Origin of the sequence: Burkholderia sp. Ac-20345, from assembly GCF_017104825.1 — a bacterium.
GTDB lineage: Bacteria > Pseudomonadota > Gammaproteobacteria > Burkholderiales > Burkholderiaceae > Burkholderia > Burkholderia lata_B.
The window spans coordinates 25,487-52,443 of sequence record NZ_JAAGPO010000052.1 but is presented as its reverse complement, the minus strand read 5'-3'; the positions used below and the strand labels follow the sequence as shown (position 1 = coordinate 52,443).

Sequence of the window (26,957 nt, the reverse complement as noted above, 5' to 3'; positions counted from 1 at the left end):
GAGCTCGTTGTCGGCCGCGCGCGGCGCGCTACTTCTGTGCGGTGCGAGCGGGTGCGGCGGCAGGCTTGGCTGCCGTCGGCTTGCCCGCGGCCGGCAACGTGCCGGCCGCACCTATCGTCAGCCCTTCCTGCTGAAGCCGCTCGACGGTATGACCGCCCATGCCTTTCACGCGTGATGCGAGATCTTCCGCATTCCTGAACGGACCGCGTGCGCCGCGCTCGTCGAGAATTGCCTTCGCCCGTGCCGGGCCGATGCCCTTGATGCCGACGAGCGCATCCTCGTTCGCGGTGTTGACGTCGACGGCCGCCCAGGCCGACGCGATCGTGCCGAGCATTGCCGCTGCGGCCAACCATTTCCTGATCATGTGCTGGATCTCCGATGAATACGGCCGGCGGCTGCCGACCGTGAGACCCAGTCTATCGATGCAACGCTTCCGCTTAAACCTGGCCGGATAGCCAACGCACGTAGCGGTCGACACCTTCCTGCACGGTCAGGAACGGCGCGTCGTAACCGGCCGCGCGCAGCTTCGACTGGTCGGCCTGCGTGAAGCACTGGTACTTGCCGCGCAATGCATCGGGGAACGGCACGTATTCGATCAGCCCCTGCTCGACCTGCTGCGCGAGCGTCAGCGGCGGCAGGTTGTCGAGCGCGCGCAGCGTATTCACGACCGTCGACGCGATATCGTTGAACGGCTGCGCACGGCCCGTGCCGAGGTTGAAGATGCCCGACTTCTCCGGATGATCGAAGAAGAACAGGTTCACCTTCGTCACGTCCTCGACCGACACGAAGTCACGCGTCTGCTCGCCCGGTGCATAGCCGTTGTATTCGCCGAACAGCTTCACCTTGCCTTCCGCGCGGAACTGGTTGAAGTTGTGGAACGCGACCGACGCCATGCGCCCCTTGTGCGTCTCGCGCGGGCCGTACACGTTGAAATAGCGGAAGCCGGCGATCTGGCTCTTCGCGGTCGGCAGCACGCGACGGATCACCTGGTCGAACAGGAACTTCGAATAACCGTAGACATTGAGCGGCGCCTCGACGTCACGCTCCTCGACGAAACGCGTCGAGCCGCCGTAGATCGCCGCCGACGACGCGTACAGGAACTGCGTACCCTGCGCGAGGCAGGTGTCGAGCACCGCGCGGCTGTAGCGGAAGTTGTTGTCCATCATGTAGCGGCCGTCGGTTTCCATCGTGTCCGAACAGGCGCCTTCGTGGAACACCGCGCGTACCTTGCCGAAATCGCCGCGTGCGAAGCGTTCGACGAATTCCGTCTTGTCCAGATAGTCGTCGATCTCGCAATCGACGAGATTCCGGAACTTGTCCGCGCGCGTCAGGTTGTCGACCGCGATGATGCGCGTCTCGCCGCGCTCGTTGAGCGCCTTGACGATGTTCGCGCCGATAAAACCGGCTGCGCCGGTGACGATGAGGGTCATGATCGTCCTGCCTGAAAAGTGCGAGCCATGCGTGCGGCGCGCTCGTCGCGCCGCACGCATGCGCTCAGTGAAACAGTTCGTCGTAGTCCACCGTGGCCGTGCCGAGCTTGCCGACCACGATGCCCGCCGCGCGATTCGCGAGCACGACGGCGTCGACGAGCGGCACGCCTGCGCCGAGCATCGTCGCGACCGTCGCGATCACGGTATCGCCCGCGCCCGACACGTCGAACACCTCGCGCGCGAGCGCCGGTGCGTGCAATTCGCCGTTGGCGGAAAAGAGCGTCATCCCTTCTTCCGAACGCGTGAGCAGCAGCGCGTCGATGTTGAGTTCCGCGCGCAGCTGCGCGACACGCGCACGCAGATCATCTTCCGATTTCCACTGCCCGACCACTTCACGCAATTCCGCGCGATTCGGCGTAATCAGCGACGCGCCGCGATAGCGCGCCCAGTCGTCGCCCTTCGGGTCGACGAGGACGGACTTGCCGGCCGCGCGCGCCTTCTCGATCATCGTCGTGACGTGCGTCAGGCCGCCTTTCGCGTAATCCGACATCAGCACGACGTCGTGCTGCGGCAGCAGCGCGTCGAAGCGCGCAAGCCCCGCGAGCAGCACCTCGTGCGTCGGCGTGGCCTCGAAATCGACGCGCAGCAGTTGCTGCTGGCGCGCGAGCACGCGCAGCTTGATCGTGGTCGGCAACGCCGGGTCGCGCTCGAGATGCGGCGTCACGCCGCTGCTGCCGAGCAACTCGACGATCCGCTCGCCGGGTTCGTCGCAACCGACGACGCACAGCAACCCGGCCTGGCCGCCGAGCGTCACGGCGTTGCGCGCGACGTTGGCTGCGCCGCCGAGGCGCTCTTCCTGGCGCTGCACGTGCACGACCGGCACCGGCGCTTCAGGCGAAATGCGATCGACGTTGCCGAACCAGTAGCGGTCGAGCATCACGTCGCCGACGACAAGCACGCGCGAGCGCGCGAGCTGCTCGCGCGGCACCGGAACGACTTCGCGGAGAGTATTCATCGTGTGGTCAGCCACGGGTGGACGACTTGGGATCGACATACGGCCGGCCGATCGCGTAGTAATCGATGCCCAGTTCGGCCATCGCGTCCGGCTCGTACAGGTTGCGACCGTCGAAGATCACCGGTGCCTTCAATTCGGCCTTCAGGCGCGTGAAATCGGGGCTCCGGAATTCCTTCCACTCGGTCACGATCACGAGCGCATCCGCGCCCGTCACGGCGATGTCCTGCGTCTCGACGAGATGCAGCCGCGCCAGCGTGTCCGGATCCGTGCCGAAATCGAGCGCAAACACCCGCCGTGCCTCGTCGACCGCGACCGGATCGTACGCACGCACGGTCGCGCCGCGTTCGAGCAGCGCGGCGATCAGGCGGCGGCTCGGCGCCTCGCGCATGTCGTCGGTGTTCGGCTTGAACGCCAGGCCCCAGACCGCGAACTCGCGGCCGGTCAGGTCGGCACCGAAGCGCTGCTCGATCTTGCCGATCAGCACGTCCTTCTGCGCATGGTTGGCCGCCTCGACCGCTTCCAGGATGCGCAGCGGCTGGCCGTTCTCGCCGGCCGTGCGAATCAGCGCCTGGACGTCCTTCGGGAAGCACGAGCCGCCGTAGCCGACGCCGGCGTACAGGAAGTGATAGCCGATGCGCGGATCGGAGCCGATCCCGCGGCGCACGGCCTCGATGTCCGCGCCGACCTTGTCGGCGAGATTCGACATCTCGTTCATGAACGAGATGCGCGTTGCAAGCATCGCGTTCGCCGCATATTTGGCAAACTCGGCCGATCGCACGTCCATGTAGATCGTGCGCTCGTGGTTGCGGTTGAACGGCGCGTACAGCTTCTTCATCTTCTCGCGCGCGATCGTGCCCGTCTCGTCGTCGTCGACGCCGATGATGATCCGGTCCGGACGCATGAAGTCTTCGACCGCGGCGCCTTCCTTCAGGAACTCCGGGTTCGACACGACCGAGAAGCGATGCGCGACGCTGCCTGCCAGCCCGCGGGCGGCAAGCGCCTCGTCGACCACGCCGTGCACACGCTGCGCGGTGCCGACCGGCACCGTCGACTTGTCGACGATCACCTTGAAGCCCGTCATGTGGCGGCCGATGTTGCGCGCGGCTTCGAGCACGTACTGCAGGTCGGCCGAGCCGTCCTCGTCGGGCGGTGTGCCGACGGCGATGAACTGGATCTCGCCGTGCGCGACGCTCGCCTCGATATCGGTCGAGAAGCGCAGGCGCCCGGCCGCGCGGTTGCGCGCGATGATGTCCAGCAGCCCCGGTTCGTGAATCGGCATCCCGCCGTTGTTCAGGATGTCGATCTTGCGCTGATCGACGTCGAGACAGAAGACGTCGTGACCGATCTCCGCGAGGCAGGCGCCCGTGACGAGACCGACATAGCCGGTGCCGATGATGGTGATTTTCATAGATGTTCCGGTACTTCCCGGTAATTGACTAACTTGGCCGCCGGGACGAACCCGGCGGCAACCGCAGCGCGTTGGCTCCGCGTGCCGGGATCAGCCCGGCATCGCAGGTTCGACGCGGCGCGGCGCATAGGTTTCCCAGCCGCTGCATCCGGGGCACTGCCAATAGAAAAGCCGTGCCCGGAAACCGCAATTCTGGCACGTATACCGTGGCAGATTCTTCGTGCGCTGCTTGATCAGCGCACGCATCATTTCAAGTTCCTTACGACGCGGTTCGTCGGCCGCGGCGATTTGCGCATCGAGCAGATGCAGCATCCCCGACAGGTTCGGCGACTTCTCCATCTGCGTGCGCGCGAGCGTGTGCGCCGCGTCCTGACCACGCAACCCCGCGATGTGCTGGTACGCGATGTCGAGCAGGTCGTTCGACGGATAGCGGTCGATGTACCCCATCAGCAGCTCGGCGCCTTCGGCGTTCTTGCCCAGCGCGACATACGCCTTCATCAGCTTGTCGGCGACGAGCGGCAGATACGCCGGATTCTGCGCTTCAACGCGCTTCCAGTGCTCGATCGCGGCTGCGTGGTTGCCCTCCGCTTCCGCCGCATCGCCGGACAGGACCGTCGCGCGAACGTTCTGCGGGTTCACGGTCAGCGCCAGGCGCAGCTGTTCGGCTGCCGCTGCCGCGTTCTTGCGCTGCAGCGCGTCCTGCGCGAGTTCGCAGTGAAACTGGGCAATTTCTACGCCGAGCGGTTTGTCGCTCATCGACTCGATGCGCTTCGCCGTATCGATCGACTTGTTCCAGTCCTTCTCGATCTCGTAGATCGTCAGCAGCGCCCGCTGCGCGCCGAGCGCGTAATCGCCATCGGCGAGCTTGTGAAACGCTTCCTCGGCACGATCGAGCAGGCCGGCTTTCAGGAAATCCTGGCCAAGCTCGTAGAGCGCGTGATCGCGCTCGTTGACCGGCAGGTCCGTGCGGCTCAGCAGGTTCTGGTGCACGCGGATCGCGCGGTCGGTCTCGCCGCGGCGGCGAAACAGGTTGCCGAGCGCAAAGTGCAGCTCGACCGTCTCGGGATCGAGCTTGGCGACCTCGATGAATGCGTCGATCGCCTTGTCGGGTTGTTCGTTCAACAGAAAATTCAGGCCGCGAAAATACGATCGCGGCAGGTTGGCACTCTCCGACAGGAGATTCTTCAGGTCATAGCGTGACGCCGCCCAACCAAGCGCGAACGCGACCGGAATCGCGAGCAACCACCAGAAATCCAGATCCATGCGAAATATCGAAGCAGAGACGAAAACCGCGCGATGATCGCGCGGCGTCCGTGTTAAATGACGGGCGGCATCGGCGGTTGGTCGATGACGGCCGGCGTTTCGCGCGCCGCGCGCAGGTCGCGCTTCAGGCGCCCGTTCTCGAGACGCAGGCGGAAGATCGAAGGCAGCGCAGACAGCAAGCCTGCCAGCAGCCCCACGGCGAAGAACGCCAAGCCGATCAGGATCAGCGGCGCTTGCCATGAATAGCCGGCAACGAAATTCAGCGTCGCGGTTTGCGTATTGGCCAGCGCAAGCACCAGCAGCAGCACGAACACCAATACCCGGATCAGCCAGACGATAAACTTCATGAAGCCCTCTCTTTGTTGAGGTTTGCCGCGGCGCGCGACTCCCCTTCGTCGCGCCGAATCGACCCGTATTGTAAAGGATGCGTTTCCGCGGCTGCGCAGATCCTGCGCGTGCCCGTTGCGCGGCGATCGCCGGAAATGAAAAAAGCGCCCGCAAGGGGCGCTTTTCTTTTCAGCCTTCGCCGGATGGGTTCCGGGCAAACCGGATGACGCTCAACGCTCGTCGTCCGGATCGTCAGCCTTCAGCGGTTCACCCGCGCGGCCGTCGACGCGTTCACGCAATTCCTTGCCGGGCTTGAAGTGCGGCACGAACTTCTCGGGCACCTGCACTTTCTCCCCCGACTTCGGGTTGCGTCCGACGCGCGCCGGGCGACGGTTGAGGCCAAAGCTGCCGAAACCCCGAATTTCAATGCGATGCCCTTTCGCCAGGGCGTCAGACATCGCATCGAGCATCGTTTTCACCGCGAAATCCGCATCCTTGAGGACAAGTTGCGGAAATCGCGATGCCAGCTGCGCGACCAACTCGGATTTGGTCATACTTCAGCAGACCTCGTAAGGCTTACTGGTTCTGGCCGTCGAGCTTCGCCTTCAGCAGCGCGCCGAGGTTGGTCGTACCGGTCGCAGCAGCGCTGGTGTCCGACTGCAGGCCGCGGATCGCTTCCTGTTGTTCAGCCGAATCCTTCGCCTTGATCGACAGGTTGATGCCGCGCGACTTGCGATCGATGTTGATCACCATCGCGTTGACCTTGTCGCCTTCCTTCAGCACGTTGCGTGCATCTTCGACGCGATCCTGTGCGATTTCCGATGCGCGCAGGTAGCCTTCGATGTCGCCCGTCAGCGTGATGACCGCACCCTTCGCATCGACCGACTTCACGACGCCGTCGACGATCGAGCCCTTGTCGTTCATTGCAACGTAGTTGCTGAACGGGTCGCCTTCGAGCTGCTTGATGCCGAGCGAAATACGCTCCTTCTCGACGTCGATACCGAGCACGATTGCTTCGACTTCGTCGCCCTTCTTGTACTTGCGAACAGCTTCTTCGCCGGTTTCGCTCCACGACAGGTCCGACAGGTGGACCAGGCCGTCGATACCGCCCGGCAGACCGATGAACACGCCGAAGTCGGTGATCGACTTGATTGCGCCCGTGATCTTGTCGCCCTTCTTGAAGTTGCGGCTGAAGTCATCCCACGGATTCGGCTTGCACTGCTTCATGCCGAGGCTGATACGACGACGGTCTTCGTCGATCTCGAGGACCATGACTTCGACTTCGTCGCCCAGCTGGACAACCTTCGACGGAGCAACGTTCTTGTTGGTCCAGTCCATTTCCGATACGTGGACAAGGCCTTCGATGCCCGATTCCACTTCGACGAATGCGCCGTAGTCGGTGATGTTCGTGACCTTGCCGAACAGGCGCGTGCCCGACGGGTAACGGCGCGAGATGCCTTCCCACGGATCGTCGCCCAGTTGCTTGATGCCCAGCGAGACGCGGTTCTTCTCTTGGTCGAACTTGAGGATCTTCGCGGTGACTTCCTGGCCAACCGACAGGACTTCGCTCGGGTGACGCACACGACGCCATGCGATGTCGGTGATGTGCAGCAGGCCGTCGATGCCGCCGAGGTCGACGAACGCGCCGTAGTCGGTGATGTTCTTGACCACGCCGTTGACGATCGCGCCTTCCTTCAGCGTCTCGAGCAGCTTCGCGCGCTCTTCGCCTTGGGTTGCTTCGATCACTGCACGACGCGACAGCACGACGTTGTTACGCTTGCGATCGAGCTTGATCACGCGGAACTCGAGCGTCTTGCCTTCGTACGGGGTCGTGTCCTTGACCGGACGCGTGTCGACCAGCGAACCCGGCAGGAACGCGCGGATGCCGTTGACCATCACGGTCATGCCGCCCTTCACCTTGCCGGTGATCGTGCCGGTGACGAGTTCGTTGTTGTCGAGAGCCTTTTCCAGCGACAGCCACGATGCAAGGCGCTTCGCCTTGTCGCGCGACAGGATCGTGTCGCCGTAGCCGTTTTCGAGTGCGTCGATCGCGACGGACACGAAATCGCCCGACTGCACCTCAACCTCGCCCTGATCGTTCAGGAATTCCTCGATCGGAATGTAAGCCTCGGACTTCAGGCCTGCATTGACGACCACGAAGTTGTGGTCGACGCGCACGACTTCGGCGGAAATCACTTCGCCGGCGCGCATGTCTTGGCGGGTCAGCGACTCTTCGAACAGAGCCGCGAAAGATTCAGTATTCGGGTTGGAGGTTTGCAGGTCGGACATAAAAATCTGATTGTGCATGGATCGCTGTGCCACGCCGGCCGGAATGGCAGGCTGAAAGGGCCAGATCGAGGTCCACACTGGGTTAAGGGTTCGAAACACGCTCCGCACTTACACGCGGAGCACCTACCGCTACCCGCCTTCTCAGGCGGGCTGGCCGAGCGCCCGGTACCACTGCAGCACCTGATCGACGGCTTCATCGACCGACAGTGCCGACGTATCGAGCAGCTTGGCATCTGCCGCGGGCTTCAGCGGCGCGGCCGCGCGATTGCTGTCGCGCGCGTCACGTTCACGAAGATCCCGGAGCAAGTCATCTATATTAGCAGAAAAACCTTTTTGCATCAATTGCTTATGCCGTCTGGTCGCGCGCGCCTCCGCGCTGGCCGTCAGGAACACCTTCAGCACGGCGTCCGGGAAGATCACGGTGCCCATGTCGCGCCCGTCCGCAACGAGGCCCGGCGTCTTGCGGAACGCCCGCTGGCGCGCGACGAGCGCGGTGCGCACGGGCCCGTGCACGGCGATCGCCGACGCGCGGTTGCCGACCGCTTCGGCGCGGATATCGTTCGACACATCGACGCCGTCGAGCTGTGCGCAGCCTTCGCGGAACGTGATGTGGAGATCGTCGATCAGCTTCACCAGCGCGTCGATGTCCTCCGCCTCGATGCCGTAGCGCACGCTCGCGAGCGCGGCGAGCCGGTACAGCGCGCCGCTGTCGAGCAGGTGGAAGCCAAGGTGCGCGGCGACGAGCGCGGCGACGGTGCCCTTGCCGGACGCAGTCGGGCCGTCGATCGTAATGACGGGAGTCGGGTGAAAGGGTCGGGTCGATTTCATCAGAACAGTGGGGTCAGGCTTTGGCGAGCGCGGCGAAGCGGTCGAAATAGTCGGGGAACGTCTTGCCGACGCACTTCGGATCGTTGATCCGCACGGGCACGCCGCCCAGGCTGACGAGCGAGAAGCACATCGCCATCCGGTGATCGTCGTACGTGTCGATCGCCGCGTTCGGCGTGAGCTTTTCCGGCGGCGTGACGACGAGGTAGTCCGGGCCTTCCTCGACGATCGCGCCGACCTTGCGCAGCTCGGTCGCCATCGCGGCGATGCGGTCGGTTTCCTTCACGCGCCAGCTCGCGATGTTGCGCAGCGTGCTCGTGCCGTTCGCGAACAGCGCCGCAACCGCGATGGTCATCGCCGCATCGGGAATCAGGTTGAAGTCCATGTCGATCGGCTCGAGCTTGCCGTGGTCGTGGCCGATGCCGCGCACGTCGATCCAGTCGTCGCCCATCGTCACGTTCGCGCCCATCTGCATCAGCGCGTTCGCGAAACCGACGTCACCCTGGATGCTCGCGCGCCCCACGCCCTCGACGCGCAGCGGCCCGCCGCCAAGCGCGCCGGCCGCGAGGAAGTACGATGCGGACGACGCATCGCCCTCGACCATGATCCGCCCCGGCGAGCGGTAGCGGACGCCGGCCGGCACGACGAAACGCTGCCAGCCGTCGCGCTCGACAGTCACGCCGAAGCGCTCCATCAGCCGGATCGTGATGTCGATGTACGGCTTCGAGATCAGCTCGCCGTCGACCTCGACGACAGTCTTGCCGTCCTTCGCCTTCACGAGCGGCAGCGTCATCAGCAGCGCCGTGAGGAACTGGCTCGACACGTCGCCGCGCACACGGATCGGCGCGTCGACGGAAATATTCGCGGGCTTGATCCGCAGCGGCGGGTAGCCCTCGTTCAACTCGTAGTCGATCTGCGCGCCGATCTGACGCAGGCCGTCGACGAGGTCGCCGATCGGCCGCTCGTGCATGCGCGGCACGCCGTGCACGCGATAGTCGCCGCCGTTCACCGCGAGCGCGGCGGTCAGCGGCCGCACGGCCGTGCCCGCATTGCCGAGGAACAGGTCGGCCGTCTTCGCGGTGAATGCGCCGCGCGTGCCCGCGACGACGCAAGTGTCGCCGTCGCGCGCGAGCTTCACGCCGAGCTTGCCGAGTGCGTCGAGCATCACGCGCGTGTCGTCGGAGTCGAGCAGGTTCGTGATCGTCGTTTCGCCTTCGGCAAGCGCCGCGAGCAGCAGCACGCGGTTCGAAATGCTCTTGGAGCCGGGCAGGCGCACGGTGCCCGATGCGCTGGAGTACGGGCCGAGATCGAGATAGTCCATGGGAATCGTCCTGTTATTTCTTGACCGGTTCGGCAGCGGGCGTGCCGCCACGCTCCTGCCATGCCTTGCGCGCGGCGCGCGAGCGCGTGAACACCGCTTCGAGCGCCGCGCCGTCGCCGGCGTCGATCGCCGCGCGCAGCCGCGTGAGCACGCGCGTGTAGCCGTCGAGTTCATCGAGCAGCGCCGCGCGGTTCGCGACGCACACGTCGCGCCACATCTCCGGGCTCGACGCCGCGATGCGCGTGAAATCGCGGAAGCCGCCCGCCGCGTACGAGAATTTCAGTTCCGCGTCGGCCTCGCCGAGAATCTGCTCGACGAGCGCGAACGACAGCACGTGCGGCAGGTGACTGATCGACGCAAACACGCGATCGTGCTGTTCGGTGCTCATCATGCGCACGTCGGCGCCGGTCGCGCGCCACATCGCGTCGATCCGCGCAACGGATTCGGGTGCGTTCTCCGGCAGCGGGCACAGCACGACGTTGCGGCCGACGTACAGATCCGGCAACGCGGCCTCGACGCCGCTCGATTCCCGACCGGCGATCGGATGGCCCGGCACGAACTGCGCGATACGTTCACCGAGCGCTGCGCGCGCGGCCGCGACGACATCGGACTTGGTGCTGCCGGCATCGGTGACGATCGTCGCCGCTTCAAGCCACGGCGCGATGCGCGCGAGCAACGGGCCCGTTTGCGCGACGGGCGCGGCCAGCAGCACGAGATCAGCGCCTGCCAGCGCGTCGCGCAATTGAGCATCGTCGTCGAGCGCCGCCGTGCGGTCGATCACGCCGAGCGCGAGCGCCCGCTCGACCGACGCACGAGAACGGCCCACGCCGACGATCTCGCCCGCGCCGCCCGGCGCGCGCTCGCGCAGCGCGCGGGCCAGCGATCCGCCAATCAGGCCGACGCCGAAGATGACCAGTTTGTTGAATGCAAAGCCTGACACGACAAGAGCCAAGTTACGCGCGCGGGACGACGCCCCGCACACGGAATTCCAGATTCCGGGCAACGGGCCCGCATCCGGCACAACCTGCACCGGACACCGCCCGAACCCGCCTTCGGCAGCACCGACCGGCCTGCCCTGCCCGCCTGGCCGCTACGCCTGCTCGAACAGGCGACGGGCCGCCGCGCCTCAGCGTGCGCGCGGATACGAACCGAGTATCTTCAGGAACGCGGCCTTCTGGCCGAGTTCCGCGAGCGCGGCCGCAACTGCCGCGTCGTCCCGGTGCCCTTCGATGTCGATGTAGAAGTAATACTCCCACGTGCCGACGCGCGCCGGACGCGACTCGAAGCGCGTCATGGACACGCCGTGCCGCGCGAGCGGCTCGAGCAGCTTGAACACGGCGCCCGGCTCGTTCTTCACCGACACGATCAGCGAAGTCTGGTCGTGACCGCTTTGACCGGCCGGCTGCTTGCCGACGATGACGAAACGCGTGCGGTTGTGCGGATCGTCCTGGATCAGCGAAAACGCGATCTGCAAGCCGTAATGCGCGGCCGCGCGGTCGCCCGCGATCGCCGCGACGGTCGGATCGGCCGCCGCGAGACGCGCGGCCTCCGCGTTGCTCGCCACGGCCTGTCGCTCGAGCTGCGGCGCATTCGCCGCGAGCCACTGCTGGCATTGCGCAAGCGCCTGCGCATGCGCGCAGACGCGCTTCACGCCATCGAGCGTGCCGCTCTGCGTCAGCAGGTTGTGATGGATCGGCAGTGCAAGCTCGCCACTGATCAGCAGTTGCGTCTGCAGCAGCAGGTCGAGCGTGCGCGACACGGCGCCTTCGGTCGAGTTCTCGACCGGCGCGATGCCGAACGCGGACGCACCGGCCTCGACCGAGCGGAACACCTCGTCGATCGACGGGCACGGCAGCCCTTCGATCGACTGGCCGAAATACTCGAGCATCGCCTGTTCGCTGTACGTGCCGACCGGCCCGAGGAACGCGACGTGGATCGTCTGCTCGAGCGCGCGGCTTGCTGCCATGATCTCGCGCCAGATGGCGCTGATGTGCTCGCTCGCGAGCGGCCCCGCGCTCATGTCCTGCAGCCGCGCGATCACCTGCAGCTCGCGCTCCGGCCGGAACACCGGCGCGTTGAAATGCTTCTTGACCTCGCCCACTTCCAGCGCCACTGCGGCGCGCTGGTTCAGGAGCGCGATCAGCTGCGCGTCGATCGCATCGATGCGATCACGCAGCGGTTTCAAGCGGGAATTCAGTTCGTCGTCCATGCGTTTTGCCGTGCTGTTTGAACAGCGCCGCCGTCAGGCGCCGCGCTGCTCGAAGTCCTTCATGTACTCGACGAGCGTTTTCACGCCCTCGAGCGGCACCGCGTTGTAGATCGACGCCCGCATGCCGCCGACGGACTTGTGGCCCTTCAGCTGCAGCAGCCCGCGCGCCTTTGCGCCGGCAAGGAAGTCTTCGTTGCGCGTTTCGTCGGCCAGGAAAAACGGCACGTTCATCCGCGAACGTACTGCCGGCTCGACCTTGTTCAGATAGAAACTGCTCGCATCGATCGTGTCGTAGAGCAGCTTCGCTTTTTCGATATTGCGGGCCTCGATCGCCTCGAGGCCACCCTGCCGCTTCAGCCACTGGAATACCAGGCCCGCGATGTAGATCGCGTAGGTGGGCGGCGTGTTGTACAGCGAGTTGTTCGCGGCGATGGTCTTCCATTCGAACGCGGACGGGCAGATCGACAGCGCGCGGTCGAGCAGATCCTCGCGCACGATCACGAGCGTCACGCCGGCCATCCCGATGTTCTTCTGCGCACCGCCGAACATCACGCCGTACTTCGCGACGTCCATCGGACGCGACAGGATGTGCGACGAGACATCCGCGACCAGCGGCACGTCACCGAGATCGGGAATCTCGAACGTCTCAACGCCGTCGATCGTCTCGTTGGTGCACAGATGCACGTAGGCCGGATCGTCCGACAGCTGCCATTCGGCGCGCGCGGGCGCACGCGTGAAGCCCTCTTCCGTCTTGCCGTTTGCGGCGAGATGCGGCGTGCCGTATTTCTTCGCTTCGCTGAACGACTTCTGCGACCACGAGCCCGTCACGACGAAGTCGGCCGTCTTGCGCGACCCGAGCAGGTTCATTGGCACGATCGCGTTTTCAGCGATACCGCCGCCCTGCAGGAACAGGATCCGGTGACTGGCCGGCACGCCGAGCAGGTCGCGCAGGTCGGTCAGTGCGGCCTCGTGGATCGACATGAATTCCTTGCCGCGATGGCTCATCTCCATCACGCTCATGCCGCTGCCGTGCCAGTCGAGCATTTCGTCGGCAGCTTGCCGCAGCACTTCCTCGGGCATCGCCGCAGGGCCGGCAGAGAAATTAAAGACGCGCATCGTGAAAACCTCGGAGGGACGCGACCGGCTCGCCGCCGGCAGAACGCGCCAGAAAAGAAATGGCCGCTTGCGCTCGCGCGCAAACGGCCATTATCGCACTGTCGTCAGGCTCCCGCCAAACCCGGCCGAACGGCCGGGGGCATGCCCGGACGGCTTTACTTGCCCGGCTTGACTGCTGCGACTTCCTTGTCAGCCTGCGTGCGCGTTGCCTGGATAGCTTGCGGCATGTACTTCTGCATCAGGCCGTTGACCACGTCGCGACCGACCTGATCCTGAACCTGGATGAACTTGCGGCCCGTCGGGCTCTTGTAGAACGTCGTCAGATCCTTGATCTCCGACGTGCTGTAGTACTTCGCGTATGCGTCGTACTGAGCCGACATCGCGTCGTTCTGGAACTGTTGCGTACCGAACACCTTGCCTGCGCCGTCGACCAGCTTCGGCACCGCGTTCTTCTGCAGCGTCGGAACGGCAGCCTGCTTCTGCTTGTCGTTCAGCGTCTTGTTTTCCGACAGCGCGTCCGACAGGATCGCCGGGACGAGTTGCTTCGCCTGCATTTCGGCGCTGTTGCCGATTGCCGACACGAGCTTCGGCGCGTCGATCGCGTCGAGCAGATCCTTGATCGCAGCCTTCTTGTCGGCGTCGATCGGCGCAGCTGCCGCCGGAGCTGCCGGTGCGGAATTCGACAGCGCTTGCGCCATCGCGAACGTCGGCACCAGTGCAGCCAGCAGAACCAGTTGCTTGAATTGCTTTTGCATCATCACTCCCTTTTGGAAATATGAATGGTTGCTCGCCGGCCGCGGCGCTTCGCGCCCGCGGCGGCTAGAGTCTCATCCGTTCTTCAGGCTTCGCCGTCCGACGCCTCGTCGGCTTCGCCATCACCCTCCTCGGCCTCCGCGATCTGCTGCAGGCCAGAGAGCTTGGTACCCTCATCGAGACTGATGAGTGTAACACCTTGCGTGGCACGCCCCATCTCGCGAATCTCCGAGACACGGGTGCGAATCAGCACGCCGGCCGTCGTGATCAGCATGATCTGATCCTCGGCGTCGACGAGCGTCGCAGCCACGACCTTGCCGTTACGCTCGGACGTCTGGATCGCGATCATACCCTTCGTGCCGCGGCCGTGACGCGTGTACTCGGTGATCGGCGTGCGCTTGCCGTAGCCGTTCTCGGTCGCGGTGAGCACCGTCTGCTCCTCGCTGCCGGCAACCAGCAGCGCGATGACCTGCTGCCCGTCCTCGAGCTGCATGCCGCGCACGCCGCGCGCCTCGCGCCCCATCGGACGCACGTCGTTCTCGTCGAAGCGCACGGCCTTGCCGGAGTCGGAGAACAGCATCACGTCGTGCGCGCCGTCGGTAATCGACGCACCGATCAGGTAGTCGCCATCGTCGAGGCCGACCGCGATGATGCCCTTCTTCATCGGACGGCTGAATGCCTCGAGCGGTGTCTTCTTCACGGTGCCGAGCGACGTTGCCATGAAGATGAACTTGTCGGCCGAGAATTCCTTGACCGGCAGCACGACGTTGATCTTCTCGCCATCCTGCAGCGGGAACATGTTGACGATCGGGCGGCCGCGCGAGTTGCGCGAGCCCTGCGGCACTTCATAGACCTTGACCCAGTACACGCGGCCGCGGTTCGAGAAGCACAGGATGTAATCGTGCGTGTTCGCGATGAACAGCGTCTCGATCCAGTCGTCTTCCTTCATTTGCGTCGCCTGCTTGCCGCGACCGCCGCGCTTCTGCGCACGGTACTCCGACAGCGGCTGCGACTTCACGTAGCCCGCATGCGACATCGTGACGACCATGTCCTGCGGCGTGATCAGATCTTCGGTGTTCAGCTCGGTCGCGTTCAGCTCGATTTTCGAGCGGCGCGCGTCGCCGAACTCGGCCTTCACCGAAACCAGCTCCTCGCCGATCATCGTCGTGATCCGCTCGGGGCGCGCGAGGATGTCCAGCAGATCGGCGATCTGCGCCATCACTTCGCGGTACTCGCCGATGATCTTGTCCTGCTCGAGGCCGGTCAGGCGCTGCAGGCGCATCTGCAAGATTTCCTGGGCCTGCGTGTCGGACAGGCGGTACAGCCCGTCGTTCTGCATGCCGAACGACGGGTTCAGGCCTTCCGGGCGGTACGCGGAACGGCCGCCGGCCGCCGCGTTCTCGCTCTCGGCGCGCGTGAGCATCTCGCGCACGAGCGACGAATCCCACGGCTTCGCCATCAATTCCGCCTTCGCGATCGGCGGCGTCGGCGCGGCCTTGATGATCGCGATGAACTCGTCGATGTTCGCGAGCGCGACCGCGAGACCTTCGAGCACATGGCCGCGTTCGCGGGCCTTGCGCAGTTCGTAGATCGTGCGGCGCGTCAGCACTTCGCGTCGATGCGACAGGAAGCACTGCAGGATTTCCTTCAGGTTCAGCAGCTTCGGCTGGCCGTCGACGAGCGCGACCATGTTCATGCCGAACGTATCCTGGAGCTGCGTCGCCTTGTACAGGTTGTTCAGCACCACTTCCGGCACTTCACCGCGCTTGAGCTCGATCACGACACGCATGCCGCTCTTGTCGGACTCGTCGCGGATGTCGGAGATGCCTTCGAGCTTCTTCTCGTTGACGAGTTCGGCGATCCGTTCGAGCAGCGAACGTTTGTTCACCTGGTACGGCAGTTCGTCGACGATGATCGCCATCCGCTGGCCGCGGTCGATCTCCTCGAAGTGCGTGGCCGCACGCATCACGACGCGCCCGCGCCCGGTGCGGTAGCCGTCGCGCACGCCGGCGACACCGTAGATGATGCCGGCCGTCGGGAAATCCGGCGCCGGGATGATCTCGATCAGCTCGTCGATCGTCGCTTCCGGGTTGCCCAGCAGGTGCTGGCACGCGTCGACGACTTCGTTCAGGTTGTGCGGCGGGATGTTGGTCGCCATGCCGACCGCAATACCCGACGAGCCGTTGATCAGCAGGTTCGGGATGCGCGACGGCAGGACCGACGGCTGCATTTCGTTACCGTCGTAGTTCGGCTCGAAATCGACCGTTTCCTTGTCGATGTCGGCGAGCAACTCGTGACCGATCTTCGCCATGCGAATTTCGGTGTAACGCATCGCCGCGGCATTGTCGCCGTCGATCGAGCCGAAGTTGCCCTGCCCGTCGATCAGCATGTAGCGCAGCGAGAAGTCCTGCGCCATCCGCACGATCGTGTCGTAGACCGCGGTATCGCCGTGAGGGTGGTACTTACCGATCACGTCACCGACGATACGCGCCGATTTCTTGTACGCGCGGTTCCAGTCGTTGTTCAGTTCGTGCATCGCGAACAACACGCGCCGGTGCACGGGTTTCAGGCCATCGCGGACATCCGGGAGGGCACGTCCGACGATCACGCTCATCGCGTAATCGAGATACGAACGGCGCATTTCCTCCTCTAGGGAGGTGGGCAGGGTCTCTTTGGCGAATTGATCCATGTATCCGTATCGTTTCGGAGCGAAGACGGCGAACGCCTTTCGCGTGGGCGCTGCATGCGCAACGCAACGCGAGATTCTAACATGCGCCCATCAGCCTCCAATTCGCCTCCCCCTCTATATATAAATAGCGAAAATCGCAGAGGCGGCGAACCAACCGGAATTGCACGCCGCCATGGCACGCAATTCGGCACCAACGGCGATCGCATCGCACTTGTTTCCCGCGCACGAGTAAACAAATGCATTCATGGGCGCAATTTCTCCGCCACACTCTTGACAATCTCTAAAAGTTACGGCAGGCCGGTGTTGCGCATGCACCACAAACTTGAAGCGATCTTAGGGTGGGGAGGATTTTTTTTCGTAGGAAGGGAACGATATGGCAAAATGCCAACGCACTGAAAGTTAGACGCTGCTCGAAGTCTACACAGGAGCGGCGCCGCGTTTTTTGTGCCGCACCAATGTTATACTTCGAGCAATGTATGACTTGTCACCGTCAACAGGCTCGCAGTAAACCTGCGGTAATCTCAATTTCGAGAGGAGAAATATGAATAAACTTTCAAAGCTCGCGTTCATTGCAGCTACCGCAGTTATGGCTGCATCCGCTTCGGCACAGTCGGTGCCGGCGTCGCGTCAAGCCGTCAATGACAACTGGGTGAACGGCACGGGCGAATGGGTGTGGATGAACGGCACGAACGAGCTCTGCTGGCGTGATGCTTTCTGGACGCCGGCCACCGCCAACGCGAAGTGCGATGGCGCACTGGTCGCCCAGGCACCGCAGCCGCCGGTTGCTCCGGTCGTTGCTCCGGCCATCTCGAGCCAGAAGATCACGTATCAAGCCGACGCACTGTTCGACTTCGACAAGGCAACGCTCAAGCCGCTGGGCAAGCAAAAGCTGGACGAACTGGCTTCGAAGATCCAAGGCATGAACACGGAAGTGGTCGTCGCAACGGGCTACACGGACCGCATCGGTTCGGACAAGTACAACGACCGTCTGTCGCTGCGCCGTGCGCAAGCCGTGAAGTCGTACCTGGTCAGCAAGGGTGTGCCGGCCAACAAGATCTACACGGAAGGCAAGGGCAAGCGCAACCCGGTTACGACTGGCTGCAACCAGAAGAACCGCAAGCAACTCATCGCCTGCCTCGCACCGGATCGCCGCGTGGAAGTCGAAGTTGTTGGTACGCAAGAAGTCCAGAAGACGACCGTTCCGGCAAACTAAGCCGCGGTTTTCGACTGCTTCAAAGCCCCGCTCCGGCGGGGCTTTTTCTTTGACGCCCGCCCAGGCGCTCGCCGCTTCGCCGCTCGTCCGCTTCTTATATACTCGGGGCTGACGAACCGCAGTACCGCCCTCCTCCCGTAGCCCGTTTGCCGACATGACCAACGCCGATCCGCACGAACTCCAGAAATTCAGCGACCTCGCCCATCGGTGGTGGGATCCGAATGCCGAATTCAAGCCGCTGCACGACCTGAACCCGGTCCGGCTCGGCTGGATCGATGCGCATGCGCACCTCGCCGGCAAGCGCGCACTCGACATCGGCTGCGGCGGCGGCATCCTGTCCGAATCGATGGCCGGCCTCGGCGCGCAGGTGAAAGGTATCGACCTGTCGACCGAAGCGCTCGGCGTCGCCGACCTGCACAGCCTCGAAAGCGGCATCACGGTCGACTACGAAGCCATCGCCGCCGAAACGATCGCCGCACGCGAACCGGGCACCTACGATGTCGTCACGTGCATGGAGATGCTCGAGCACGTGCCGTCGCCCGGCGATATCGTCGCCGCGTGCGCGACGCTCGTGAAGCCGGGTGGCTGGGTGTTCTTCTCGACGCTGAACCGCAACCTGAAGGCTTACCTGTTCGCCGTGATCGGCGCGGAGTACATCGCGCAAATGCTGCCGAAGGGCACGCACGACTACGCGCGCTTCATCCGTCCGTCGGAACTGGCCGGCTTCGTGCGTGCGACCGATCTGCACATCGTGGAGATCAAGGGCATCACGTATCACCCGATCGGCAAGCGCTTTGCGCTGTCGAACGACACCGACATCAACTACCTCGTTGCGTGCCGCCGCGGCGCGTGACCTTCCAACCGGCATGACGACTCCCCTCTCGACCGCGCGGGCTGCACTCGACGAACCGCGTTTGCTGCACTGCGATGCCGTGCTGTTCGACCTGGACGGCACGCTCGCCGACACGGCCCCCGATCTCGCGGCGGCCGTCAACAAGATGCAACGCGTGCGCGACCTGCCCGAAACCCCGCTCGACGTGCTGCGGCCGCTGGCCTCGGCCGGCGCGCGCGGCCTGCTCGGCGGCGCGTTCGGCATCGATCCGCACACGCCCGGCTACGAAGCGATGCGCGACGAGTTCCTGGCCAACTACGCGACGGATCTGTGCGTGCATACGACGCTGTTCCCCGGCATCGGCGACGTGCTCGACGAACTCGATACGCGCGGCGTGCGCTGGGGCATCGTCACGAACAAGGCGATGCGGCTCACGGCACCGCTCGTCGACCTGCTCGGTCTTGCGCCGCGCGCCGCCTGCATCGTCGGTGGCGACACAACGCCGCACCCGAAGCCGCACCCGGCGCCGCTGCTGCATGCGGCAGACCAGTTGACGCTCGCGCCCGCGCGCATCGTCTACGTCGGCGACGACTTGCGCGACATTCAGGCCGGCAGCGCCGCCGGCATGGCGACGGTCGCGGCCGCGTACGGCTACTGTGGCGACGGCGCAGCGCCGGCCGACTGGCAAGCGCAGCATCTTGTCGACACGACGCAGCAACTGCGCGAACTGCTGCGCGATGTTGGGCTATAATGTTTGATCTTATCCGCGGGGGCGACCTGGTTTCGACAGGGGTTGTGAAGCGGCTAGGGCATGTCGAGGACCCGTCACCTCGTTAATCAATGGGAAAATCGTAACTGCAAACGACGATACGTTCGCACTGGCAGCCTAACGGCCGCCGTCCTCTGCCTAGTTCACTGACGGGCTAGTGTCGCAAGACCGGTAGCAATACCGCCAGAGGTCATTTACGTCAGTTAAGCCCTGTCGGCGTCGCGACGCCAGGGTCGAAAACCTAGCGAATCGCCGTAGTGCAGCGTGTTCGTCCGCGTCGCTGCGGTTAAATCAAATGACTGAACTAAACATGTAGAACTAGTCGTGGAGCGCTTCTGGACGCGGGTTCGATTCCCGCCGCCTCCACCAAACACCCGCCAAACGTTCACCACGTTTGACCAGAAAACCCCGCCGGGCTTGGCTCCGCGGGGTTTTTTGTTGCCACCGTCGCCAAAGTTTGCCCATCGACAGCCAGGGGTATTTGGGGGTATTTTCGGGGGTATTGGACATACCCCCGCGCACTGATACCCCCATGCCGCTTACCGACACGACCATTCGTAACACGAAGCCGACCGAGAAGCCCATCAAGCTGTTCGACGGTGGCGGCCTGTTTCTCCTCGTCACGCCAGCCGGGCAGCGCTACTGGCGGCTCAAGTACCGCGCCGATGGCAAAGAGAAGCTGTTAGCGCTCGGTGTGTACCCCGAGGTCACGCTCGCTACGGCGCGCCGGAAGCGAGACGAGGCCCGGGAAAAGCTGGCAGCCGGGATCGACCCGGGCGCCGCAAAGAAGGCTGAGAAGCGCACGCAGCGTCTCAGCGCCGAGAACTCTTTCGAGGCCGTGGCGCGCGAGTGGCATGCCAAATACGCGGCGAGCTGGTCGGAAAGCCACGGAGCGCGGATCCTCCGCCGACTCGAAGTAGACGCCTTCCCGTGGATCGGGGGCGCCCCGATCGCCGATATCGAGCCGCCTGACGTATTAGACGCGCTCCGGCGCGTCGAGAAGCGCGGCGCGCTCGAGACAGCGCACCGGCTGCAGGCTAACATCAGCCAGGTGTGCCGCTACGCCGTGGCGACCAGCCGCGCGAAGCGGGACGTAACAGCGGATCTCCGCGGCGCTCTGCCGCCGGTACAGACCGAGCACATGGCGGCGATCACCGACCCGAAGCAGGTCGCCGAGCTGTTACGCGCGATCGACGGGTATCACGGCACCTTCCCCGTGCAATGCGCCCTTCGCCTCGCCCCGCTGCTGTTCCAGCGCCCGGGGGAACTGCGCGCGGCTGAATGGAGCGAGTTCGATCTCGACGACGCTACGTGGGAGATCCCGAGCGAACGCATGAAGCGGACGAAGCAGGGGAAGGCGTCCGGCTCGGCGCACATCGTTCCTTTACCGGCACAGGCGATATTGATCCTGCGCGAGCTGCACGCGCTGACCGGCAACGGCCGGTTCCTGTTTCCGAGCGTGCGCACGAAGGACCGGCCCATGTCCGACAACACGATCAACGGCGCGCTGCGCCGGCTCGGGTACGACGGCGACACGATGACCGGACACGGCTTCCGCGCTATGGCCCGGACGATTCTCGACGAGGTGCTCGGCGTGGCGCCCGCAGTCGTTGAAGCGCAGCTCGCGCATGCCGTCAAGGATCCGCTCGGCCGAGCGTACAACCGCACGGCCCACCTGCCGCACCGGCGCGAAATGATGCAGCAGTGGGCAGACTACCTCGACCAGCTCAAAACCGGCGCAGTCGTCGTTCCGCTCGCCGCTGCGGCGGGCTGACACCGTACGTCTATCCACCTGTACAAAACACCAGTATTCCAATCTACAATGCCCCTTCCGGGCGGCCTGTTAAAGCCCCCGATCTGTCAAACCGCGCCTAGCTCGACGGGGCGAAAACCGGGCACCCTTACCCGGCTGGCGCGATCCCCTCATAAGGGCCTGCGTGGAAGGGACGCAATGAATACGCGAGTGTTCTGGAGATCGGTCATGGCTGCCTTCGCGGTCATGGCTGGAAGTGGCCCCTTGCTTATCCCTCTCCTCTCGACGGCTCGGCCGGGCAAATACATCGCAACTGCTTTGTGTTTAACCCTCATCGTCCTCGGTTCGTTCGAGCTTGGAAGGGTTCTCGAAGGCATTCCGAAATCCCCACCAGAGAGCACCGAAACCGATACTTCTAACACTCGCCCCACCGAAATCGGAGAAAAGCCGACCGGTAGTGGCCGAGAATGGATCGAAGCGGAACTCCTAGAGCTCCTGGCAGAGTACGAAAAGGGAGGCATTACGCAAGATGCGCTCGGTGACCGTTACGGCATCACCGGACGCAGAGTCGGCCAACTGATTGCTCGCGCACGTGAAGTTCGTGAACCCTCAGCAACATCAATTGCGGCAAAGTGGCCACCAACAGTCACACGACGATAACCCTCTGCGAAATCCTTCGGAACATTCCGAATACGTCACGTACAACCTCTCGCTCGGCTTCGGTAGCGGCCCGAAGCCTTGCCCCATAAGGCGGAAGCCATTCCGAAGGGCTTCCGAACTTCATTCGGAGGCATTCGCAGGCATAAATTTCGTAGCCATGTTCAACGTTCCGACAGGGAAAACATGGCTGACCACACACCGACGAGCGCCACCGCTCCCAACCTCCGTCCGTCCGACACCGTAGTCGAACGAAGCAGCACACCGGATCGCGAACCGCTCCTCAAAATTGCTGCGGCAATCGTCGCCCGTCATCGCCTACCTTTCGGCCCCGTCTACATCGCACTGAATTTGTTCGTCGGTGTCGCGCACGCCCGAGAAATGTCTCGAGGACAGGTCGTCACGGCCGCCGATTTCGGTGAACGCTTGCTCGATGGCTGTGCGACGGCGGACGACTTCGCCACGATCGAGCGCAACCGCACCCTGCGGGGCAGTTCGCAGGCTCAGTTGCCGCTGTTCAACGCGTAGGACTTCGGCAGGGCTGCGGCAAACCGCCACGCCCCGCCCCCACCCACGCGGCGACAGAACGTGTTCGATTCTCAAAACAAAAAACTTCTTCACAAATTTGCGAAGGCGTGTACAATTTTGAGATGTAACCATAGGGTACGTCACCCACCGAGGAGCCGCGATGAAACTCACACCATTTGGCGAAACAGTTCGCCACCTTCGGATGCGCCACGACGCATCGCTGAAGTCCATGGCGGAGGCGATGTCCATCAGTTCTTCGTATCTGAGCGGGATTGAGTACGGGGAGCGGCGCCTGTCGGAAAAGCATATTGAGGGCGCGCTGGCATTCTTCAGCGGCAAAGCGACGGCTGAAGAGTTGATCAAGCTGCGTGAAGCGGCCGAGCAGTCGAAGGATTACATCGCCCTCGAAAGCTTGTCGCCTGATGCGCGCGGCCTAGTTGCCGCCTTTGCACGTCGACTTCAAGAAGGCGATGCACCGACTCCGGAAATCCAAGATTGGATCGCAAAAAAGGCGAAGCGCAAATGACGACACTCGGAACCGCAGCGCGCGGCGCGCGCACCCCATCGGGGATGAAAGTAGCCCCGACGAGTTACGAAAAACTGGAACGCGTTGCTGATGGCCTGCGTCCGCTGCTCCCCAAGTTCAATGGCCTGGGGCGATCGAGCGACGCGATTGATTGCCTCCGCGTGCTCGAGCAGACGCTACCCAAAGCTGGGTTCAATTACATGTATGAGGATGTCGACGCGCTTCAGGACTGCGCGGCCTTCACTATTCCGGAACGCAATATCGTTGTGCTGCGTGAGGATGTCTACGACGGATTGTTCGATGACTCGCCGTTTTCACGCAGCACGGTGATTCACGAACTGTCCCATATCGTGCTGCAGCACGCAGTGACACTGCATCGCGGTGCGACGCTGGGTCAACACAAATTCTTCGAGGACTCGGAGTGGCAGGCGAAAGCACTGACAGCGGCGATCATGATGCCCGTTGATGCATGTGTCGCCGCACGCTCGGCACACGAACTCGCTCAGATGTGCGGGACGAGCGCTCAATCTGCTGGATACCGACTCGAAAATTTGATCAATCGCGGCCTTGTCGCCCCCAAACCACAAAAGGGACTCTTCGACTAAGGATTCTCATCGCGAAAAAGACAAGGGTCTAAAGCGCTGCGAACGCTTGTGACCCTTCTGGGAAAATGCGGAGCTCAACAGATCCCATGAGCGGCGCATCTTGACTTGCTTGGTTATGGCGACCTGCATGATAGTCGTGCTTCACATGGCTGTCAAATGTCAAGTTGGATGTTGGGGTCGTCCTTAGGAGCATTCATATGCCCAAAAGCGACAACGACGAACAGGTCATCTATCGGATGACCATCACGGTCAAAGGGAAGGTGATTCGCCGCCCCAATGGCCAGCCGTTCCGCATCGTTCTTCGCAAGAAGAAAGAAAAGTAAGCGGCCGCGCTCCTCATCCTTTTATGAGAGAGGATGAGGAGCGTCTCCCGCAAAGCGCGAACTTCCAACCTTCTAGCAGGATGATAGCAATGACAAACTATTTTTCGTTTGGAATCCTCACCTTCATCGTACCGCTTGCGCTTGTCGCGCTGTACTTTCTCAGTCTTGCCTTGCGTCACGCTGTCGCGTGGCTGCATCGTGATGCCCCGCCGCGCGAGCGAGTAATTCCCATGGCAGCAATCCTCGTCGCTATCGGGGTGATTTTCGGGTCTGCATTGCAACCGATGTTTGAGCGTGCCAGCGACTGTCGAGCCGCCGGCCAGGCGCCCGTTCCGTGCGTCCTGTTTGCTACGCCAAACAAGACTCTGTAGGCCTAGGCATAAGGACGCCGCGGCGTTAGCGGCGTCCTCCCCTTTCAGTCGAGGTGCGTGCAATTTCGCTCGATCAATACGATCAGGCTCTTGCCGGTCACTCCGCTCGCTCGCCTACCGAACTTAACAAGTTCAAGCCGACCATCGCGTGCCAGGTTATAGACGGTCGCCTTCGAGACGCCCAATCGCTGCATCACATCAGCCACGCGATATAACCGGTCGGCCCGCAGCTCTGCCGCCGCCGGCGCGGGGGAAGCTGCCCACTCCTGCCGACGCGCCGGTGCCGGCAGCCGCTCGCGCAGCCTCGCGGCGACGCGGCTCGCGATTCGATCCGCAAGCAGATCCAGCAATTCCTCGCTCAGCACCACGTCGCGCCCGGCGGCCGCGGCCACTCCCGCCTTGAAGGTCTTCGATACGTAGGGCATGCCCCCTCCTTCAGTGTGGACAGCCGCCCACATCCCACTGCTGCAGGACGCGGGCGTTAGGACTTACAACCCCGCAATGCGCTCAACGAGCAGTTCAATGTCGGCGAGCCGCGGGAGCACCGCGTCGGACACTTCAGACCCACGCGAGCGGATCAGCTCACGCGCTGCATCGATGGCGGAGAACAGTTCCGCGATGTCGCACGACGACACCGCCACTTGATCAGGAATACTACCGATATGGAAAGCAAGAGATTGAACGTTGGCGTTCATGGTGAGCTCCGTATGCGATCGCACCGCCCCGCTGTCAAACGGGGTGGGCGGCAACGAGCGAAGTTGACAGACCGGGGCATACGGAACCCGGCAGGCCGAAGCCTCTCCACTCGCGCCACCCATAGAAGATGCGCGTTCTCAAACGAAGAAAAGCCGCCATCGCGGCGGTTGTCCGCCGCATGCATTCGGGCTGTCAAACCCGGTCAACGTTGTGTACGTCGACGGGCTCAGCATAGAGCAGACACGAATTAAAATGCAATAAAATCCGTATGTTAGGCAATTCTGTGCGCGATGTACAGCTACGCTTGACACAACTGAAGCACGCCTCGTCGACAGGCACGCCGCGCGCTAGAATGCGCCCACCCACAACAACGAAACGGGGGCGCTGTGAATTCAACTGGACGATTTGCATTCGCCGCGTGCGTCAGCGCGGCTCTCATCTTCTCGGCGGTGGCGGCCGAGGCGCAGTCATTCAACGCGCATGCGCGCCTTGTCACGACGTGGCAAGCGAAGGATCTCACCGGCAACTCGGCGGCCGCGGAACGCCTGGTTGCGCTGGAGGAAATGGACGACGTCCACGATCGACCGGGCGACAACTGCACGCAGTTCACGGGGCCCGTCACTGTCGAAGGCATCCAGTTCACACCGAGCGGCGGTACGCTCGAAACCTTCCGGTTCACCGACAAGAACGGAACCCAATGGTCCGTGCCGACGAACATCGGACGGCTGTCGAATGTCGATCGCCAGCACGCGAACAGCTTCATCCGTGTCGGCAAACGCTACTTCGTGCACGCGCAGGTATGTGGCAGCGGTGGGAACGCGAGCCTGGTCAGCATGTACGATGCGGCCGTAAATTTCGGCCCGGTTCGCTGACGGTGTTCAGCAAACCACCCGCTATCGCGAAGGCTGATCTCGCGATAGCGGGCGCCTATCATGGCATCGTGAACAGCAGCGGATTGCCGGCGGCCGTGGTGCCATAGGGCTTCAGCGAAGCCGTGAGCCCAAGCGGATTGTTTTTTGCATAATTCCCAAAACCCCCGAGCACGGACGCGGCCGCCGAGATCCCGCCGGCGAGCATGCCGTTGCGCGCACTGGCCCGTGCCGTGCGCGCGGTGTATCGATCCTGCTGCGCCTGGTCTTCGAGCGTCCCGCCCTGCAAGATGCTTTGGTAGCGGGTCTGCAGCGCGTCGAGCTCGGCATTGCGCACGCTCTGCACCTGCGTGTCGAGTGCCGACCCTGCGTTCGGATTGAAGCCCGATTCAGCGATGGCTGCGCGCTGCTCGCCAAGCTGCTGCCCGGCCTGCGCGCGCTGCGCCGTCTCGCGGTTGACGCCCTGCGCGTAGACCTGCCCGGCCTGCTGGTCGGAAAGCGCGGCATTGCGGTCGAGTGCGGCGGCCTGCTGGTTCGCCTGCGCCGACTTCGCGGCGCCCGACGCCAGCGCGCCGGCTGCGCTAACGCCGGTCGCGATCAAACTCATCGTGCTGCCAGCGCCGAGCGCCGAACCCGCCATTGCGGCCAATGGAAGCATTGCCATTATTTCGTCCTCGCAAAAAGCAACATGTCTCGCCCTGCGGCGGTGTACTTACGACGAACGCATTCGCGTTCAAACCCGAGGTGTTCGGCCCAGGCGATGCCGGCCGCGTGCGACGCGTCGACGTCCATTTCGATACGGCGCCACGGCGCGTCGTCAAGCACGCGTCGCACCATCCGGTGAACCAGCCTGAATCGACGCGGATCCAGCAACGCCGACGAGATCAGTGCCCACGTCTGTGCGCGGCTTTCCCAGCACTCCACCAGGCCGCCGCACCCGAGCACCTTTCCGTCTTCGACGATCGCCCACCCTACGCGCGTCGCCGCACAGAGCTTTTCGGCATATTCCCGGGTCAACGCGTCAGCAGTCGCGGCCTGCGTCGGCTGCAGTTCGACGGCGAGGATGTGCTCGGGCGTGAGGCGTTCCGACATCAAGAGCGAGCGCGGCCGGCGTCCGGAAATTGAATCTCGGGCGCGTCGGCGGACGCCTTTCAGAAAATTGATAGGCAT

Annotated in this window: 30 protein-coding genes and 1 other RNA gene; 12 read left to right on the top strand and 19 right to left on the bottom strand. The window is 63.7% G+C overall.

The window, feature by feature from the left end; genetic code table 11:
- Positions 1-28 precede the first annotated feature (28 nt).
- The 15 genes from G3O06_RS20125 to gyrA all read right to left on the bottom strand — a co-directional run bounded on the left by G3O06_RS20125 (position 29) and on the right by gyrA (position 16,645).
- On the bottom strand, positions 29-364 hold the full coding sequence (locus G3O06_RS20125) for a helix-hairpin-helix domain-containing protein (protein ID WP_174988943.1): 336 nt from the start codon (positions 362-364) through the stop codon (positions 29-31).
- 73 nt (positions 365-437) lie between these two features.
- Complete coding sequence (gene rfaD, locus G3O06_RS20120) at positions 438-1,430, bottom strand: ADP-glyceromanno-heptose 6-epimerase (protein WP_174988941.1); 993 nt, start codon at positions 1,428-1,430, stop codon at positions 438-440.
- 64 nt (positions 1,431-1,494) lie between these two features.
- On the bottom strand, positions 1,495-2,445 hold the full coding sequence (rfaE1, locus tag G3O06_RS20115; RefSeq protein ID WP_174918098.1) for a D-glycero-beta-D-manno-heptose-7-phosphate kinase: 951 nt from the start codon (positions 2,443-2,445) through the stop codon (positions 1,495-1,497).
- A 7-nt stretch (positions 2,446-2,452) separates the two neighbouring features.
- Positions 2,453-3,853, bottom strand: a complete 1,401-nt coding sequence (locus G3O06_RS20110) for a UDP-glucose/GDP-mannose dehydrogenase family protein (RefSeq protein ID WP_205817243.1) — start codon at positions 3,851-3,853, stop codon at positions 2,453-2,455.
- A gap of 90 nt (positions 3,854-3,943) precedes the next feature.
- On the bottom strand, positions 3,944-5,116 hold the full coding sequence (gene lapB / locus G3O06_RS20105; protein WP_011351337.1) for a lipopolysaccharide assembly protein LapB: 1,173 nt from the start codon (positions 5,114-5,116) through the stop codon (positions 3,944-3,946).
- Positions 5,117-5,169: 53 nt separating this feature from the next.
- Entirely contained in the window at positions 5,170-5,463 is a 294-nt protein-coding gene (locus G3O06_RS20100) for a LapA family protein (protein WP_021157458.1), read from the bottom strand.
- A 210-nt stretch (positions 5,464-5,673) separates the two neighbouring features.
- A complete protein-coding gene (locus tag G3O06_RS20095) occupies positions 5,674-5,997 on the bottom strand; it encodes an integration host factor subunit beta (protein ID WP_006486894.1) in 324 nt (107 codons plus the stop codon).
- Positions 5,998-6,019: 22 nt separating this feature from the next.
- Entirely contained in the window at positions 6,020-7,750 is a 1,731-nt protein-coding gene (gene rpsA, locus G3O06_RS20090; RefSeq protein WP_346779540.1) for a 30S ribosomal protein S1, read from the bottom strand.
- Positions 7,751-7,873: 123 nt separating this feature from the next.
- Positions 7,874-8,560 (bottom strand): (d)CMP kinase, encoded by a 687-nt coding sequence (gene cmk, locus G3O06_RS20085; protein WP_039343267.1) that lies wholly within the window; start codon positions 8,558-8,560, stop codon positions 7,874-7,876.
- Positions 8,561-8,573: 13 nt separating this feature from the next.
- Positions 8,574-9,878: a 3-phosphoshikimate 1-carboxyvinyltransferase gene (gene aroA / locus G3O06_RS20080; protein WP_174970256.1), complete on the bottom strand. Its 1,305-nt coding sequence runs from the start codon at positions 9,876-9,878 to the stop codon at positions 8,574-8,576.
- A gap of 13 nt (positions 9,879-9,891) precedes the next feature.
- Positions 9,892-10,818: a prephenate dehydrogenase/arogenate dehydrogenase family protein gene (locus tag G3O06_RS20075; protein ID WP_205817242.1), complete on the bottom strand. Its 927-nt coding sequence runs from the start codon at positions 10,816-10,818 to the stop codon at positions 9,892-9,894.
- Between the two features lie 186 nt (positions 10,819-11,004).
- Entirely contained in the window at positions 11,005-12,087 is a 1,083-nt protein-coding gene (gene pheA / locus G3O06_RS20070) for a prephenate dehydratase (protein WP_166957487.1), read from the bottom strand.
- Positions 12,088-12,120: 33 nt separating this feature from the next.
- Positions 12,121-13,203 (bottom strand): 3-phosphoserine/phosphohydroxythreonine transaminase, encoded by a 1,083-nt coding sequence (gene serC / locus G3O06_RS20065; protein ID WP_205817241.1) that lies wholly within the window; start codon positions 13,201-13,203, stop codon positions 12,121-12,123.
- Between the two features lie 155 nt (positions 13,204-13,358).
- Positions 13,359-13,958, bottom strand: a complete 600-nt coding sequence (locus G3O06_RS20060; protein WP_011351329.1) for a DUF2059 domain-containing protein — start codon at positions 13,956-13,958, stop codon at positions 13,359-13,361.
- Between the two features lie 83 nt (positions 13,959-14,041).
- Positions 14,042-16,645, bottom strand: coding sequence for a DNA gyrase subunit A (gene gyrA / locus G3O06_RS20055; protein WP_174918091.1), 2,604 nt, complete (start codon positions 16,643-16,645; stop codon positions 14,042-14,044).
- A 541-nt stretch (positions 16,646-17,186) separates the two neighbouring features.
- On the opposite strand from gyrA, the gene ompA reads away from it, so the two are divergent.
- The 11 genes from ompA (at position 17,187) to G3O06_RS20005 (ending at position 24,222) form a co-directional block, all read left to right on the top strand.
- The gene (gene ompA / locus G3O06_RS20050) at positions 17,187-17,858 is read left to right on the top strand and encodes an outer membrane protein OmpA (RefSeq protein ID WP_174918090.1); all 672 of its coding nucleotides are present in this window, start codon (positions 17,187-17,189) and stop codon (positions 17,856-17,858) included.
- A 154-nt stretch (positions 17,859-18,012) separates the two neighbouring features.
- Positions 18,013-18,711, top strand: a complete 699-nt coding sequence (gene ubiG / locus G3O06_RS20045; protein WP_174918089.1) for a bifunctional 2-polyprenyl-6-hydroxyphenol methylase/3-demethylubiquinol 3-O-methyltransferase UbiG — start codon at positions 18,013-18,015, stop codon at positions 18,709-18,711.
- 13 nt (positions 18,712-18,724) lie between these two features.
- Positions 18,725-19,441 carry a phosphoglycolate phosphatase gene (gene gph / locus G3O06_RS20040; RefSeq protein ID WP_174918088.1) on the top strand — a complete coding sequence of 239 codons (717 nt, stop codon included), beginning with the start codon at positions 18,725-18,727 and terminating at the stop codon, positions 19,439-19,441.
- A 17-nt stretch (positions 19,442-19,458) separates the two neighbouring features.
- Positions 19,459-19,828, top strand: a transfer-messenger RNA (tmRNA) gene (gene ssrA / locus G3O06_RS20035).
- A 163-nt stretch (positions 19,829-19,991) separates the two neighbouring features.
- The gene (locus G3O06_RS20030; RefSeq protein ID WP_205817240.1) at positions 19,992-21,233 is read left to right on the top strand and encodes an integrase arm-type DNA-binding domain-containing protein; all 1,242 of its coding nucleotides are present in this window, start codon (positions 19,992-19,994) and stop codon (positions 21,231-21,233) included.
- Between the two features lie 207 nt (positions 21,234-21,440).
- Complete coding sequence (locus G3O06_RS20025) at positions 21,441-21,872, top strand: hypothetical protein (protein ID WP_205817239.1); 432 nt, start codon at positions 21,441-21,443, stop codon at positions 21,870-21,872.
- 183 nt (positions 21,873-22,055) lie between these two features.
- A complete protein-coding gene (locus G3O06_RS20020) occupies positions 22,056-22,397 on the top strand; it encodes a hypothetical protein (RefSeq protein WP_241020148.1) in 342 nt (113 codons plus the stop codon).
- A gap of 160 nt (positions 22,398-22,557) precedes the next feature.
- Positions 22,558-22,923: a helix-turn-helix transcriptional regulator gene (locus G3O06_RS20015; RefSeq protein WP_205817238.1), complete on the top strand. Its 366-nt coding sequence runs from the start codon at positions 22,558-22,560 to the stop codon at positions 22,921-22,923.
- Complete coding sequence (locus tag G3O06_RS20010; RefSeq protein ID WP_241020147.1) at positions 22,893-23,528, top strand: ImmA/IrrE family metallo-endopeptidase; 636 nt, start codon at positions 22,893-22,895, stop codon at positions 23,526-23,528. Before G3O06_RS20015 ends, G3O06_RS20010 begins: the two co-directional genes overlap by 31 nt.
- Before the next feature lie 197 nt (positions 23,529-23,725).
- Positions 23,726-23,851 (top strand): hypothetical protein, encoded by a 126-nt coding sequence (locus tag G3O06_RS49765; RefSeq protein ID WP_258170392.1) that lies wholly within the window; start codon positions 23,726-23,728, stop codon positions 23,849-23,851.
- Positions 23,852-23,940: 89 nt separating this feature from the next.
- On the top strand, positions 23,941-24,222 hold the full coding sequence (locus G3O06_RS20005) for a hypothetical protein (RefSeq protein WP_205817237.1): 282 nt from the start codon (positions 23,941-23,943) through the stop codon (positions 24,220-24,222).
- 44 nt (positions 24,223-24,266) lie between these two features.
- On the opposite strand, the gene G3O06_RS20000 is transcribed toward G3O06_RS20005, so the two are convergent.
- On the bottom strand, positions 24,267-24,647 hold the full coding sequence (locus G3O06_RS20000) for a helix-turn-helix domain-containing protein (RefSeq protein WP_205817236.1): 381 nt from the start codon (positions 24,645-24,647) through the stop codon (positions 24,267-24,269).
- 63 nt (positions 24,648-24,710) lie between these two features.
- Positions 24,711-24,917 (bottom strand): hypothetical protein, encoded by a 207-nt coding sequence (locus G3O06_RS19995; protein ID WP_205817235.1) that lies wholly within the window; start codon positions 24,915-24,917, stop codon positions 24,711-24,713.
- Between the two features lie 387 nt (positions 24,918-25,304).
- Between G3O06_RS19995 and G3O06_RS19990 the strand changes: the two genes are divergently transcribed.
- Complete coding sequence (locus G3O06_RS19990) at positions 25,305-25,790, top strand: hypothetical protein (protein WP_205817234.1); 486 nt, start codon at positions 25,305-25,307, stop codon at positions 25,788-25,790.
- A gap of 58 nt (positions 25,791-25,848) precedes the next feature.
- On the opposite strand, the gene G3O06_RS19985 is transcribed toward G3O06_RS19990, so the two are convergent.
- Positions 25,849-26,445 (bottom strand): hypothetical protein, encoded by a 597-nt coding sequence (locus G3O06_RS19985; RefSeq protein WP_205817233.1) that lies wholly within the window; start codon positions 26,443-26,445, stop codon positions 25,849-25,851.
- Between the two features lie 5 nt (positions 26,446-26,450).
- Entirely contained in the window at positions 26,451-26,957 is a 507-nt protein-coding gene (locus G3O06_RS19980) for a GNAT family N-acetyltransferase (RefSeq protein ID WP_241020146.1), read from the bottom strand.

Excerpts from the sequence above, each read along its gene's own strand:
- G3O06_RS20100 (WP_021157458.1), bottom strand. The coding sequence starts at position 5,463 with ATGAAGTTTATCGTCTGGCTGATCCGGGTATTGGTGTTCGTGCTGCTG.
- rfaD (WP_174988941.1), bottom strand. The coding sequence starts at position 1,430 with ATGACCCTCATCGTCACCGGCGCAGCCGGTTTTATCGGCGCGAACATC.
- G3O06_RS20095 (WP_006486894.1), bottom strand. The coding sequence starts at position 5,997 with ATGACCAAATCCGAGTTGGTCGCGCAGCTGGCATCGCGATTTCCGCAA.
- rpsA (WP_346779540.1), bottom strand. The coding sequence starts at position 7,750 with ATGCACAATCAGATTTTTATGTCCGACCTGCAAACCTCCAACCCGAAT.
- G3O06_RS20060 (WP_011351329.1), bottom strand. The coding sequence starts at position 13,958 with ATGCAAAAGCAATTCAAGCAACTGGTTCTGCTGGCTGCACTGGTGCCG.
- G3O06_RS19995 (WP_205817235.1), bottom strand. The coding sequence starts at position 24,917 with ATGAACGCCAACGTTCAATCTCTTGCTTTCCATATCGGTAGTATTCCT.
- rfaE1 (WP_174918098.1), bottom strand. The coding sequence starts at position 2,445 with ATGAATACTCTCCGCGAAGTCGTTCCGGTGCCGCGCGAGCAGCTCGCG.
- G3O06_RS20015 (WP_205817238.1), top strand. The coding sequence starts at position 22,558 with ATGAAACTCACACCATTTGGCGAAACAGTTCGCCACCTTCGGATGCGC.
- G3O06_RS20110 (WP_205817243.1), bottom strand. The coding sequence starts at position 3,853 with ATGAAAATCACCATCATCGGCACCGGCTATGTCGGTCTCGTCACGGGC.
- G3O06_RS20025 (WP_205817239.1), top strand. The coding sequence starts at position 21,441 with ATGGCTGCCTTCGCGGTCATGGCTGGAAGTGGCCCCTTGCTTATCCCT.
- G3O06_RS20005 (WP_205817237.1), top strand. The coding sequence starts at position 23,941 with ATGACAAACTATTTTTCGTTTGGAATCCTCACCTTCATCGTACCGCTT.
- G3O06_RS20000 (WP_205817236.1), bottom strand. The coding sequence starts at position 24,647 with ATGCCCTACGTATCGAAGACCTTCAAGGCGGGAGTGGCCGCGGCCGCC.
- ompA (WP_174918090.1), top strand. The coding sequence starts at position 17,187 with ATGAATAAACTTTCAAAGCTCGCGTTCATTGCAGCTACCGCAGTTATG.
- ubiG (WP_174918089.1), top strand. The coding sequence starts at position 18,013 with ATGACCAACGCCGATCCGCACGAACTCCAGAAATTCAGCGACCTCGCC.
- gph (WP_174918088.1), top strand. The coding sequence starts at position 18,725 with ATGACGACTCCCCTCTCGACCGCGCGGGCTGCACTCGACGAACCGCGT.
- aroA (WP_174970256.1), bottom strand. The coding sequence starts at position 9,878 with ATGGACTATCTCGATCTCGGCCCGTACTCCAGCGCATCGGGCACCGTG.
- G3O06_RS20020 (WP_241020148.1), top strand. The coding sequence starts at position 22,056 with ATGGCTGACCACACACCGACGAGCGCCACCGCTCCCAACCTCCGTCCG.
- G3O06_RS19980 (WP_241020146.1), bottom strand. The coding sequence starts at position 26,957 with ATGCCTATCAATTTTCTGAAAGGCGTCCGCCGACGCGCCCGAGATTCA.
- G3O06_RS49765 (WP_258170392.1), top strand. The coding sequence starts at position 23,726 with ATGCCCAAAAGCGACAACGACGAACAGGTCATCTATCGGATGACCATC.
- G3O06_RS20125 (WP_174988943.1), bottom strand. The coding sequence starts at position 364 with ATGATCAGGAAATGGTTGGCCGCAGCGGCAATGCTCGGCACGATCGCG.
- cmk (WP_039343267.1), bottom strand. The coding sequence starts at position 8,560 with ATGAAATCGACCCGACCCTTTCACCCGACTCCCGTCATTACGATCGAC.
- lapB (WP_011351337.1), bottom strand. The coding sequence starts at position 5,116 with ATGGATCTGGATTTCTGGTGGTTGCTCGCGATTCCGGTCGCGTTCGCG.
- pheA (WP_166957487.1), bottom strand. The coding sequence starts at position 12,087 with ATGGACGACGAACTGAATTCCCGCTTGAAACCGCTGCGTGATCGCATC.
- G3O06_RS19985 (WP_205817233.1), bottom strand. The coding sequence starts at position 26,445 with ATGCTTCCATTGGCCGCAATGGCGGGTTCGGCGCTCGGCGCTGGCAGC.
- serC (WP_205817241.1), bottom strand. The coding sequence starts at position 13,203 with ATGCGCGTCTTTAATTTCTCTGCCGGCCCTGCGGCGATGCCCGAGGAA.
- gyrA (WP_174918091.1), bottom strand. The coding sequence starts at position 16,645 with ATGGATCAATTCGCCAAAGAGACCCTGCCCACCTCCCTAGAGGAGGAA.
- G3O06_RS20030 (WP_205817240.1), top strand. The coding sequence starts at position 19,992 with ATGCCGCTTACCGACACGACCATTCGTAACACGAAGCCGACCGAGAAG.